This window comes from Cryobacterium sp. TMT2-4 (genome assembly GCF_004402575.1).
In the GTDB taxonomy this organism is placed as follows: domain Bacteria; phylum Actinomycetota; class Actinomycetes; order Actinomycetales; family Microbacteriaceae; genus Cryobacterium; species Cryobacterium sandaracinum.
Window position 1 is genome coordinate 57725 of the sequence record NZ_SOGE01000035.1, and the last position, 12207, is coordinate 69931.

At 67.9% G+C, this 12207-nt stretch carries 12 protein-coding genes and 1 tRNA gene; 3 read left to right on the plus strand and 10 right to left on the minus strand.

Translation table 11 applies throughout. The annotated features are described in order from the left end of the window. Positions 1 to 30 precede the first annotated feature (30 nt). Both pth and E3O54_RS12570 read right to left on the minus strand, forming a co-directional pair. Complete coding sequence (pth, locus tag E3O54_RS12565; RefSeq protein ID WP_134401713.1) at positions 31 to 612, minus strand: aminoacyl-tRNA hydrolase; 582 nt, start codon at positions 610 to 612, stop codon at positions 31 to 33. Between the two features lie 38 nt (positions 613 to 650). Continuing rightward, a complete protein-coding gene (locus tag E3O54_RS12570; protein ID WP_134343487.1) occupies positions 651 to 1262 on the minus strand; it encodes a 50S ribosomal protein L25/general stress protein Ctc in 612 nt (203 codons plus the stop codon). Between the two features lie 392 nt (positions 1263 to 1654). Here E3O54_RS12570 and gndA point away from each other — a divergent pair, with 392 nt between their 5' ends. After that, entirely contained in the window at positions 1655 to 3058 is a 1404-nt protein-coding gene (gndA, locus tag E3O54_RS12575; protein WP_241976894.1) for an NADP-dependent phosphogluconate dehydrogenase, read from the plus strand. 122 nt (positions 3059 to 3180) lie between these two features. Here gndA and E3O54_RS12580 read toward each other — a convergent pair whose 3' ends face one another. Beyond that, the gene (locus tag E3O54_RS12580) at positions 3181 to 4140 is read right to left on the minus strand and encodes a hypothetical protein (protein WP_134343489.1); all 960 of its coding nucleotides are present in this window, start codon (positions 4138 to 4140) and stop codon (positions 3181 to 3183) included. A gap of 224 nt (positions 4141 to 4364) precedes the next feature. On the opposite strand from E3O54_RS12580, the gene E3O54_RS12585 reads away from it, so the two are divergent. Then, positions 4365 to 4733: a hypothetical protein gene (locus E3O54_RS12585; RefSeq protein ID WP_134401715.1), complete on the plus strand. Its 369-nt coding sequence runs from the start codon at positions 4365 to 4367 to the stop codon at positions 4731 to 4733. Between the two features lie 97 nt (positions 4734 to 4830). Here E3O54_RS12585 and E3O54_RS12590 read toward each other — a convergent pair whose 3' ends face one another. The 3 genes from E3O54_RS12590 to E3O54_RS12600 all read right to left on the minus strand — a co-directional run bounded on the left by E3O54_RS12590 (position 4831) and on the right by E3O54_RS12600 (position 7367). Further along, a complete protein-coding gene (locus tag E3O54_RS12590; RefSeq protein WP_104100824.1) occupies positions 4831 to 5808 on the minus strand; it encodes a ribose-phosphate diphosphokinase in 978 nt (325 codons plus the stop codon). After that, positions 5809 to 7233, minus strand: a complete 1425-nt coding sequence (gene glmU, locus E3O54_RS12595; protein WP_104100823.1) for a bifunctional UDP-N-acetylglucosamine diphosphorylase/glucosamine-1-phosphate N-acetyltransferase GlmU — start codon at positions 7231 to 7233, stop codon at positions 5809 to 5811. 62 nt (positions 7234 to 7295) lie between these two features. Further along, positions 7296 to 7367, minus strand: a tRNA-Gln gene (locus E3O54_RS12600). Positions 7368 to 7490: 123 nt separating this feature from the next. Here E3O54_RS12600 and E3O54_RS12605 point away from each other — a divergent pair. After that, entirely contained in the window at positions 7491 to 7982 is a 492-nt protein-coding gene (locus E3O54_RS12605) for a MarR family winged helix-turn-helix transcriptional regulator (RefSeq protein ID WP_104100822.1), read from the plus strand. Position 7983: 1 nt separating this feature from the next. On the opposite strand, the gene E3O54_RS12610 is transcribed toward E3O54_RS12605, so the two are convergent. The 4 genes from E3O54_RS12610 to E3O54_RS12625 form a co-directional block, all read right to left on the minus strand. Continuing rightward, positions 7984 to 9504, minus strand: a complete 1521-nt coding sequence (locus E3O54_RS12610; RefSeq protein WP_134343490.1) for a CYTH and CHAD domain-containing protein — start codon at positions 9502 to 9504, stop codon at positions 7984 to 7986. Between the two features lie 87 nt (positions 9505 to 9591). Beyond that, positions 9592 to 10365 (minus strand): phosphate ABC transporter ATP-binding protein, encoded by a 774-nt coding sequence (locus tag E3O54_RS12615; protein WP_198411492.1) that lies wholly within the window; start codon positions 10363 to 10365, stop codon positions 9592 to 9594. A 224-nt stretch (positions 10366 to 10589) separates the two neighbouring features. Next, complete coding sequence (locus E3O54_RS12620) at positions 10590 to 11462, minus strand: sortase (protein ID WP_241973039.1); 873 nt, start codon at positions 11460 to 11462, stop codon at positions 10590 to 10592. Positions 11463 to 11518: 56 nt separating this feature from the next. Then, positions 11519 to 12112 (minus strand): hypothetical protein, encoded by a 594-nt coding sequence (locus E3O54_RS12625; protein WP_134401716.1) that lies wholly within the window; start codon positions 12110 to 12112, stop codon positions 11519 to 11521. Positions 12113 to 12207 lie beyond the last annotated feature (95 nt).

Consider the following 12207-nt stretch of genomic DNA (forward strand, 5'->3'; position numbering starts at 1 on the left):
CTGACAGCCAACCCGGGCGATCAAGGGGAATCAGGGGGCGTGGAACTTCTGCTGCGCGGCAGTGACGCCCTCGGCTGCGATGAGTTCGATCGCGTCGGCGGCATCCGTCAACAGGTTGGGCAGAGCCGAACGTTCCGAGGACGTGAAGTCGTGCAGCACGAAGTCCGCGGCCGGCTGCCGGCCAGGCGGGCGCCCGATGCCGACGCGGATGCGGATGAACTCGTTCGTACCCGCTGCGGCGATGATGTCGCGCAGGCCGTTGTGGCCGCCGTGGCCGCCGCCGACCTTGATCTTCATCGTGTCGAACGGGAGGTCAAGGTCGTCGTGGATGACGATCAGGTGCGCGGGCTCCAGCGAGTAGAAGCGAAGCAGCGCGGCCACCGGCCCGCCGGACACGTTCATGAACGTGTTCGGCTTGGCCAGCACCAGCTTCGGCCCCCCGGGGAAACTGCGCCCCTCGGCGACCGACGAATTCGTTTTGTGGTTCCTGAAAGCCGCCGACAGGCGGTCGGCGAGCACGGCAGCCACCATGTGGCCGACATTGTGTCGATTACCGGCGTAGTCGGGCCCGGGGTTGCCGAGCCCGACTACGAGCCAAAGATTGTCGTCCAGGGGAATCCTCCGCTTACGACGAAACCAGAAGGGGATGACTACTCGGCGGGAGCGGCCTCGGCGTCGCCCTCGGCGGCCTCGGCCTCTTCTTCCTCTTCCTCTTCTTCCTCGGCCGGCAGGTGCACGAACGCGACGACGGCGTCTTCGTCGGAGATGAGCGTGGCGCCCGTGGGGAGCACGACGTCCTTCGCGCGGATCTGGTCGCCGTCTTCGAGGCCCTCGATGGAGACCGGGAGGTTCTGCGGGATGCTGGTGGCCTCGACCTCGAGCAGGAGGGTCTTGGTATCAAGGTCGGCGATGGTGCCGGGGGCCGACTCGCCGTTCAGGTGCACGGAAACCTCGACCTGAACCTTCTCACCCTTGCGGATGACGATCAGGTCGAGGTGCTCGATGATCTGGAGGAACGGGTCCTTCTGGACGTCCTTGACCAGGGTCAGGTGGCTCTTGCCGTCGATGTCCAGCTCGAGGACTGCGTTCGCGCGGCGCAGCAGCAGGCCGATCTGGTGCGCGGGGAGCGCGACGTGAACCGGGGTGGTGCCGTGGCCGTACATGACGGCGGGGATCTTGCCCAGCACGCGCAGCTTGCGGGCAGCACCCTTGCCGAACTTCACGCGCAGGTCGGCGACAATCTTGTTGGTGGCGTCAGCCATGGTGTTTCTCCTTGCGGACCGCTACGGCCCAGATCTGGTTTGCGGACGATGCCCGCAAAGGTGGGTACTGGTTCATTTTCAACTCGAACGCGTGTCAGCGTGAGGAAAGGCCGTGAAGCATTCCGCCGCGTCGATAACGGATGCCGCACCCTCGGTTTCCCGGCGGGCGGCAGCCCTCGCCGAAGTTCAACTCGTAAGTCTAGCGGAGGCGACGGCGCGCGGCGAACGCGCGCAGCGGCATCCGTCACCGGCGCCGCCCGCGTCACTCCACGTCACGGCCATGGGCCGAGCGACTAGCCTTGAAGGAGTTCTGAGAACAGATAGCTGAAGGAGCAAACGTGGCCGAAACCGGCGCAGCACAGGCAAACATTGGCGTAGTGGGACTGGCGGTGATGGGCTCGAACCTCGCCCGCAACCTGGCCAGCCGTGCGGGCAACACCGTGGCGGTGTTCAACCGCTCCCCCGAGCGCACCCGCCTGCTCACGACCGAGCACCCCGAGGCCGGCTTCGTCGCCTCAGAGACCATCGAGGAGTTCGTGGCGTCGCTGCAGAAGCCGCGTACCGCGATCATCATGGTGCAGGCCGGTGCGGGCACGGATGCTGTGATCAGCCGACTGACCACCCTGTTCGAGCCCGGCGACATCATCGTGGACGGTGGCAACGCCGACTTCCAGGACACCATCCGCCGCGAGAAAGAGGTGCGCGCCACGGGCGTGAACTTCGTCGGGGCCGGCATCTCCGGCGGCGAAGAGGGTGCCCTCAAGGGCCCCAGCATTATGCCCGGCGGCTCGGTGGAGGCCTACAAGACCCTCGGCCCGATCCTCGAATCGATCGCAGCCGTCGTCGACGGCGTCCCCTGCGTCACTCACATCGGCACGGATGGCGCCGGTCACTTCGTCAAGATGATCCACAACGGCATCGAATACGCCGACATGCAGCTCATCGCGGAGGCCTACGACCTGCTCCGCAAGGTGACCGGGCACTCCCCCGCCGCCATCGCCGATGTGTTCACCGAGTGGAACGAGGGTGACCTCGAGAGCTACCTGATCGAGATCACCGCCGAGGTGCTGCGCCAGGTCGACGCCAAGACCGGCCTGCCATTCATCGATGTCGTGCTCGACGAGGCCGGCTCGAAGGGCACCGGCGTGTGGACCGTGCAGAACGCGCTCGACCTGGGCGTGCCCGTCGGCGGCATCGCCGAGGCCGTCTTCGCCCGCGCCGTGTCCAGCCACCCGGAGCAGCGCGTCCCCGTGCGCGCCGCCATCACCGCGCGCCCGGAAATCGCCGTCGTCGGCCACACCTTCCAAGACGACGTGCGCCAGGCGCTCTACGCGTCGAAAGTCGTTGCCTATGCCCAGGGCTTTGACGCGATCATCGCCGGTGCGAAGAAGTACGGCTGGACCGTGGACAAGGGCGCCATCGCCACGATCTGGCGCGGCGGCTGCATCATCCGGGCCCAGTTCCTGAACCGCATCGTCGACGCCTACGCCAACGACCCGTCGATCGCCTCCCTGCTCGCCGACCCGTACTTCGCCCAGGCCGTCGCCGACGGCGAGTCGGCGTGGCGCCGCGTGGTCTCGACGGCGGCACTGTCGGGCATCCCGGTTCCCGGCTTCGCGTCGGCGCTCAGCTACTTCGACTCGCTCGCGAGTGAACGGCTCCCCGCCGCACTCGTGCAGGGCCAGCGCGACTTCTTCGGCGCGCACACCTATGAGCGCGTCGACATGCCCGGAACCTTCCATACCCTGTGGTCGGGGGACCGCAGCGAGATCGAGACCGAGGGCTCCTCGCTCTAGAGCCGCTCCTCCGGTGCCGCAACTGTTGCCGGAGCGGACGAGTGTTGCCCGCACACCGGCAACAGTTGTCCGCTCCGGCAACAGTTTTATGCGCTGGCAACACCTGTGTGTCAGCCGGCAGATTATCGGAGGACCGGGAGGCCTGCGGTTGTGAGGATGCGCAAGAGCGACCCGCGCTGGCGCACATCGGAGGGACCCCAGCGGGCCATGCGATTGCCTTCCGAGCGGAGGTCATCCTCGCGCACCTTCTCCCGGGTGACCGCCTCCCCGGGCGTGAGTCCCCGGAGATACTCCGCCTTCAGGTATTTGCCCTGCCCGTCGAACTCCCCGATCAGACGATAGGCCGGCCACTCGAAGTCGGTGAAGTAGAAGCCGCCGCGAGGGTTGCGATGGCACGTCTGCAGCAGGGGATCGGGGAAGCCCAGCTCGAAGATCGCCACACGACTGAGCGATTCACCCGGGTTGTCCGCATTGGGCCGTCCGAAGCGGATGGCCCGTTCCGCCTTCACCCACCCCCGGGGCGACACCGACTCCTGGAGTTTCTCGCGCAGCACCTCGTCCGTCAGGAAGACCTCCGGGGATGCACTTCGCGGATTGAGGGCATGATCGATCGCGACGACGGCTGTGGCGAAACTCCTGGTGCGCGCCAGGTCGAGCAGGGTGCGCGCGGGACTGGTCACGAGCATCCCGTCGATGTCGACGATGTCACCGTCGGGAACGTCGATGCGGTGGACCGTCACGCCATTCTTGCTCCGCGCCCGGGACTGCGGTGGTGCGAGCACGTGCACCGTGCTCGGCCAGGCCTCGGCCAGGGGAATCCCCCACACGGCCGCCGCCGATTGATGGCTGATCAGAGGGTCGCGCATTCGCGTGGCGACGACCGCGCGGATCTCGGCGAGGTGCCTCTGTCGCGGTGGGAGCGGCCCCCAGTGTTCCGTCGTGGTGAAGACACCGCGGCGTAGCCGTAGTGCACTCCTCCCGAACTGCGCCTCGCGCCGAAAGTGCCGGTCGTCTGACTCTGTGGCGGCGGCCCCGCCCGAGAGGTACAGCCCGGTGTGCTCGTCGATTCGCGCGTCAGCCATCTGCCGAGGTTCGCGGTGTGAAGCGGCTACGGTGCCGCTCCCCCGTGTTCCGTGGGGCCCGCGCGGCCCGGGGAGCCTGGGGAGGGGTGGCCGCGTCGCTCCCGGCGGAACAAACGTTGCCGCAGCGGACGACTGTTGCCCGCACACCGGCAACAGTCGTCCGCTGGGGCGACTGTTGGGGAGGTTCAGCACGAAGCAGCCTTGTTTGCGATACTGGGAGCCTGATGACGAGCGACGACCACCCCGAACTCTCCGGTTACGAGCCGCTGGATGCCGGCCGGCCCCTGCGCAGTCCGCGCACCCTCCTGATCATGCGCATCGTCGTCGTGCTCGGGCTCGTGGCGCTGATCGTGCCCAGCATCCTGACGAGCGTGCAGGTGGCAACGACCACGGCCGCCAATGCGTGCAGCGTGGCCACGGCTCGGTACTATCCGGGCGCCGTCGACTTCGACGCCCGCTTCGAGCTGAACGGTCCGGGCGGCTTCGGCTGGCAGTGCTACGCGATCGATCTGAACGAGCGCGAGACGTATGTCGTGCCGCTCGGCATCATTCCCTCGGCGCCCCGGGCGCCCAGCACCGAGATGCCGGTGTAGACCCGGTCCCGATCAGGACTGAGCCCCGACAGACTGATGGCCGGTCACCGACATCCGTCGACGACCGGCCGGGGTTCGCTGTGCGAAGGGCCCGCGGCTATGCGGCGCCCTCGAACATCGAGGTGACGGAACCCTCGTCGAAGACCTCGTGGATGGCCCGTGCCAGAAGCGGCGCGATCGGCAGTACGGTGAGCGTGGGGAAGCGCTTCTCCTCGGGGATCGGCAGGGTGTCGGTGACGACGACCTCGGAGATCGCGGGATTCTGCAGCAGCTCCAGCGCCGGGTGGCTGAACACGGCGTGGGTGGCGGCGACGACGACGCCGATCGCGCCGGCGGCGCGCAGGGCCTCGGCGGCGAGAACGATTGTGCGGCCGGTGTCGATCATGTCGTCGACGATCAGGCAGACGCGACCCTCGACCTGGCCGACGATCTCGTGCACGGAGACCCGGTTGGCGACCTTCGGGTCGCGACGCTTATGGATGATGGCCAGCGGGGCGCCGAGCTTGTCGCTCCAGATGTCGGCGACGCGCACGCGGCCCATGTCGGGCGAGACGACAGTCAGGGTGGCCGGGTCGAGCTTCTCCTTGAAGTGCTCGAGCAGCACGGGCATGGCGAAGAGGTGGTCGACGGGGCCGTCGAAGAAGCCCTGTATCTGGGCGGCGTGCAGGTCGACGGCCATGATCCGGTCGGCTCCGGCGACCTTGAACAGGTCGGCGATCAGCCGGGCCGAGATCGGCTCGCGGCCGCGGCCCTTCTTGTCCTGGCGGGCGTAAGGGTAGAACGGCGCCACGACCGTGATGCGCTTGGCGGAGGCCCGCTTGAGCGCGTCGACCATGATCAGCTGTTCCATCAGCCACTCGTTGATCGGGTCGGTGTGCGACTGGATCACGAAGGTGTCCGAGCCGCGCACGCTCTCATCGAATCGCGCGTAGATCTCGCCGTTCGCGAAGGTGCGTGCGTCGGTGTGAACGAGTTCGGTACCAAGTTCCGTGGCGATGTCCAGTGCCAGTTGCGGGTGTGCTCGCCCCGAAACCAATACAAGTCGCTTTTCGCCGCTGGTCTTGATTCCAGACACCTAGTCTCCACTCTTTGCCGCAGCCGCCGCCGCATCGGTTCCTGGGCGGTTGGTCTGTACCCAGCCGTCCATATTGCGTTGTGGGGCCACGGTGAGGCCCAAGGCCCCGGCCGGCACGTCCTTACGGACGATTGTTCCGGCACCCGTGTACGCCCCGTCCCCAATCCTAATCGGCGCGACGAACACGTTGTGCGACCCGGTGCGCACGTGGGACCCGATCTCACTGTGGTTCTTGGTCACACCGTCGTAGTTAGCGAAGATCGTGCCGGCCCCGATGTTCGATCCCACTCCCACGGTCGCGTCGCCGACGTAGCTGAGGTGCGGCACTTTGCTACCAACGCCGATGGTCGCGTTCTTGGTCTCGACAAAGGTACCGATCTTGCCGTCAGCGCCCAGATTCGTGCCCGGGCGCAGATAGGCGAACGGACCGACGGATGCGCCGGCGCCGATGACCGCGAGCGTCGCATCCGTGCGCTTCACCACCGCGTTCTCGCCGATTTCACAATCGAGGAGGGTGGTGTCCGGGCCGATCACGGCACCGGTCTCGATCACGGTCGAACCGAGGATCTGCGTGCCCGGCCGGATGATGACATCCGGAGCCAGCTTCGCCTTGAGGTCGATCCAGGTGGTGGCAGGATCCTGCACGGTCACGCCGGCCAGCTGCCAGCCGTAGACGATGAGGCCGTTCAGCTGGCGCGCGGTCTCGCTGAGCTGGGACCGGTCGTTGATGCCGGCCACCAGCCAGGCGTCGGCGACCGGCACGGCCCGCACTTCAGCCCCGGCCTGGCGCAGCAGCCCGACCACGTCGGTGAGGTACTTCTCTCCCTGCGCGTTCTCGGTGGTGACGTTGGCCAGCTGCTCGCGCAACTCGGCTACGCGGAAGACGTAGACCCCGGCGTTCGTCTCGGAGATGGCACGTTCCTCGGCCGTCGCATCCTTCTGCTCGACAATGCGGTCGAAGGCGCCCTCTTCGGAGCGCACGATGCGGCCATAGCCGGTGGCATCTTCCGGAAAGGAAGAGAGCACGGTGGCCGAGACGTCCCGGTCGCGGTGCGCGGCGACGAAACTGGCCAGCGTGGCCGCGTTGAGCAGCGGCACGTCGCCGCTGACCACGAGCACGTCGCCCTCGAAGTCATCGGGGAGAGCGGTGATGGCCTGCTCCACGGCCCGTCCGGTGCCGGGCAGCTCGTCCTGGTCGACGATCAGGCTCTCGGGCAGGTCCTTGCCGACGAGGGCGGCCAGCTGGTCGCGCTCGTGGCGCACCACGGTGACGACATGTGCCGCTTCGAGGGCGCGGGAGGTCGCCAGCACATGGCTGAGAATGGGCAGACCGGCCAACTCGTGCAGTAGTTTCGGAGTGCTTGATTTCATGCGGGTGCCCTGGCCGGCGGCCAGCACGACGATTGCGAGTCGGGAATCAGTCACGGGGTTTCCTCTAGCTTCGGTGGAGCCGCCCGGGGAAGACCGGATGGTGACGCCATGCAGTGCTCCGCCGCCAGGACTCGAACCTAGACCTAACAGCTCCAAAGGCTGTCGTGCTGCCATTACACCACGGCGGAATTCGTCGACCGCGGGCCGACCAACGGTGACAAGTCTGCCAGATATCGCGCCGATAGCGCGCCCCGGCGCTCCTGGGACGCGCTCCTGCGCCGGTTGGCGTGCCCGAGCGGGATAATAGACGGATGCCCGCACATGACGAAGTCGACCGGATCGTTGACGCCTGGCTGCGCGAACGGCCCGACCTCGACTTCGCACCGCTTCAGGTGCTGTCGCGCGTGGCCCGTCTGTCCAAGCACCTGGACCGCGCCCGCCGCACCGCGTTCTCCCGCTCAGAATTGGACTCCTGGGAGTTCGACGTGCTCTCGGCGCTGCGCCGCGCGGGGGCACCCTACGAGCTGAGCCCGAAGGCCCTGCTGCAGCAGACGCTGGTCTCCAGCGGCACGATGACCAACCGGATCGACCGGCTCGTCGAGCGCGGGCTGGTCACCCGGCGCACGGACCCCAATGACGGACGCGGCATTTTCGTGGGGATGAACCCGGCCGGGCTCACCCGGGTGGATGCCGCCATCACCCGGCTGGTCGACGCCGAGGCCGAATTGCTCGCCATGCTGTCGCCGAGCGAGCAGGCCGGTCTCGCGACCCTGCTGCGCAAGCTCAGCCTCGGCTTCGACTGAGTTATTTCGCGATCGAGGCCTTGGGAAAGTCCCGCCAGGTGCGGAAGAAACGCGCCTCCACGGCGGCGGCCCCGTTCTGTTCCACGGCGTGTAGCCGACCGTAGCTGAAGGCGTTCTCACCCTGCAGGTACGCGGCCATGCCGAGCCGGAGCAGCTTCTCCCGGGCGACGACGCTGTCCTGATGGTCGCCGAGGGTGTCCTGCACCTGCCGGGCCGCGGCTACGAGCCGCACCGCTCGGCTGCGCCGCAGCGGCGTGGCCGTCTCGGCCGCATAGCGCAGCTGCTTGGCCCGTTTGCGCGCCTCGTGCAGCGCCTCGTCGCGCACAGCGCCCGACGGGGTGCCTTGCGCCAGGAAAACGGATGCGCGCAGCCGCTTCCAGTCCGCGCGGATCAGTTCGGGGATGACGATGCTCGCGGGCTTGTCCGCCGGAGGGAGCAGCGGCGGGGCGGCCAGCACGGCGTCGAGTGTGTCGAGCAGCCGGAAGTACCGCTCGGAGTCGAGGGCGGCGAGGGTCTGGCTGCAGGCACCCCGGATGACCGCCGCGAAATGTTCGTCGATGCGCTCCGTCAGCGGACCCACGACGAGTTCGGCCGGTTCCTGCCCGAGCCGGTGGGCGAGGCGCTGCCGGATCACCTCCGCGTCCCGGGCGGCGCCGAGCGAGCCGGCCAGCCAGCGCAGCTCGTTGCGGAGAGGCCCGGTGACCGCGGTGTCCAGACAGTCCCGGTAAGTGGACAGGACCGAGCGCAGGCGGCGGGTGGCCACGCGCATCCGGTGCACGCCGTCCACGTCGTTCTCTCGGACCCGGGCATCCTGAGTGCCGATCGCCCGCACCTGTTCGTGCACGTACTTCAGCAGCACGGCACCGGCGGAGCTCTTGCGGGTCGGCCGAGGTACTGGGACCGTGACGAAGGGCGGCAGAGCGTCGCCGAGGGCGCGGGCAAGTTTGGACGGGGTTCCGGATGGCTCCACGCCGACCGACGCGAGCCGCACCTGGGCGGCGTCGAGCAGGTCGCGGGAGCCGTGCACGAGCTCGACCTCCCATTCCCGCCAGGTCTGGCTGAGCGGCTCCGGCGCGAGCCGGTCGGCCTGCACCTCGTCGTCGCACACCTCGGCGAGCACCTGGTCGTCCTCGCCGACGAGTTCGTGCACCGTGCGTCGGGTGCGCAGCCGCACCACGGGCACCAGTGTGCGGCCGCGGAGCACCGCGCGCACAAGGTTGAGGATGGCCTCCGGGATGTGCTCCGGGTGCTCGCCCAGCGGCTCCCGAATCTCGCGACGCTCGTCAACGGCGACCGGGAGCTTGAGGTGCCAGCCGGCGTCAACTCCCCCGGTGCGGCGGCGCAGGGTCAGCCGCCGGCTGGCGAGGACCAAGTCGATGCTGTCGTAGTAGAGGGCATCGAGGTGGTGCTCGACGGGCGGCTCCACGTGGGTGACGCCCGGCAGGTCGTGCAGGGGCGGCAGCGTCGTCGCCGGGTTGACGTCGAAAGTGCGCTCGATCTCGGCATAGCCAGCGGAAGTCATGCTTCAGTGTAATTCGGCCAGGCGGCCCGGAGGGGAAAAGCTGACCCCCAGTTTCCGGCCGGTTCTCAGATCCCAGGCCGCCGATCGTTACCCGAACCGGCCGTTGACGTAGTCCGCGGTGCGCGGGTCGATCGGGTTGCCGAACATGGCGTCGGTGGGTCCGTGTTCCACGATCCCGCCGGGCGTGCCCTGAGCGGCGAGGAAGAAGGCGCAGTTCTGCGAGACGCGCTGCGCCTGCTGCATGTTGTGGGTCACGATCACGATGGTCACCTCCCGGGCGAGTTCGAGCATGGTCTCCTCGATCACCCGCGTCGACGTGGGGTCGAGGGCCGAGCACGGTTCGTCCATGAGCAGGATGCGCGGAGTCACCGCCAGGGATCGGGCGATGCACAGGCGTTGCTGCTGGCCGCCGGAGAGCCCGCCGCCCGGCTCCCGAAGACGGTCCCGCACTTCCTTCCACAGGCCGGCCTTGGTCAGGCAGCTCTCCACGAGGTAGTCCTTCTCGTCGTTCGGGGCACGCTGGCCGGTGAGGGTGAGGCCTGCGATGACGTTGTCGTAGATCGACATCGCCGGGAAGGGGTTGGGCTTCTGGAAGACCATCCCGATGTGTTTGCGGGCGTCGACGAGCTTGCGTTCCGGGTCATAGATGTCTACGCCGTCGAGGAGCACCTCTCCGGCCAGGCTTGCGGAGGGAACGAGCTCATGCATCCGGTTCAGGATGCGCAGGAACGTCGACTTGCCGCAGCCCGACGGCCCGATCAGCGAGGTGATGACGCCCGCGGGCATCACGAGGTTGACCCGGTCGAGAACCTGACGCTCGCCGAACCAGGCGGAAACGTTGCGGCCTTCGAGGGTGGCCAGTGGGGCGAGGTCCCCCACAGCCGCGTGGCCCGGGGCTTCCGGGGACAGGTCCTGGCCGGCCGGGCGTTTGCGCCACGGCACGGACAGGCGACTCGTCAGGGTCGGCACGGCGGATCGAGCCGGCGGGCGCAGCCTGCTCTCTCGCCGCCGTGGCGCCTTCCGTAGCGGCAGCACCTGCGTCGCGTCAGCGTTGATCATTTCGTCGTTCATGGACTCCATCGTTTCTACAGCAGGTTCGGAAGCAGGCGCACCACCTGGTCGGCCACGAACAGGCCGCCCACGGTGACGACGGGGAGGAAAACCGTCCAGGTTTTGCGGAGGCCGACGCGTCGATAGGCCCACACGGCGGCAAGCTCGACCAGCAGCAGGAACTGCAAGGCGAACACAAGCGCCCACACCGTTCTGGTGTCAGTGGCGAGCTCCCGGTCGACGGCAGGCAGGGTCACGAATGTGGTCGCTCGGACGCCCGCCGGTTTCGTTTCCGAAACGAGCTCAGCATCCACCCGGGCGATCCCGCTCGGCACAAACGCGGGGCCGCGAGCCGTCACGAGGATCAGGCGGCTCTTCCCCGCGCCGAGGGGAGCCGGCATGGGGTCACCCGCGTACCGAACGCCGAGAACGGAGAATTCCTGACGGCCCTGCCCGGTGATGACGGTGAACTGCTGCCCCGGTCGTAACTCCTGCAGTCGGGCGAAAGGGCCGCCGTAGGCAGCGGCGCGGCCCATGATGACGCTGTAGCCGGCCTGGCCCGGCAACACGGTATCGCGGCGGTGGCCCGGTCCGGCACGCAGGGTACCGGAGTCGGTTCCTTCGACGACCACCTCGTGCACCCCGATCGAGGGAATGTCGATCAGCGCCACTGGGGCTCCGGCCTCGAGCAGAACCTGGTCCACGGTGCCCTCGCTGACCGGGGCCGTGCCCTGAGCGAGCTCTGCTCGCAGCGAGTTCGTCAGCTGCTGCTGCGAGACGAAGTGCTGCACTTGGCCGAAAATCGTGAGGTTGGCGAGAAAGCCGAAGATGAGCACGGCAACGATCGTGAGCGTGGTGCGGATGGCCTGCTCGCGTGCGCTCAGCACCACGAATGCGCGCGGGGGCACGGGCATGCGCCGCGGCGGCGTTGGCAGCTTCGGTCGCCGGAGCGTTGTGGCAACCGTCACGATGTGACCGGCCCGTAGCCGAGTGCGAGGTCGGGCAGTGGGCGTCGCGACCGGCGGAGCCGAAGCAACTGGCGCACCGCCAGGACGAGCGCTGCCAGGAGCACGAGCATCGCCGTGAGGAACCACGGCAGGATGAGCGTGAACGAGTCGCGGGTCAGCGACCAGAGAGCCGTGCCAGCGATGTCCACGGGCGGAGTCATCGTCACGTGGCCTCGGAAGAAGGTCCACTGGCCGACATCTTCAAAGGTTGCCCTCATGGTGCGTGTCTCCCCCGGTGCGAGGTTGGCAACCTCGACCGTGTCGAGCGTCTGGACGGGCAGGTTGATCGCATTGTCGAGCCAGAACCGGAGGCTCGAGGTGATCGGGGCGGTGCTGACGTTCTTCATCGTGAACTCCAGGGTCAGGTCCCCGCCTTCCGGCCCGATCTGCGGAGCGGGTAGCACGGTGAGCCCGCTGACATAGAAGAAATCGTGGATGTTCGTCGGCTCCCCGCTCATACCGCTAGGCCCATTCGTGGCAGCCTCGGCGCTCGCGGGGGTCGCGGTGAGCCCGGCAAGCCCGCAAATCAAGGACATTGCGATGAGGGTCACGGCCGTCAGGCGGGGCGGGGCAGTGGATGTGAGCACAATCAAGTTAGTCCATTCCAGGTTTCGGCATGCTGGACGCAGAGCAAACGACGGGGAAA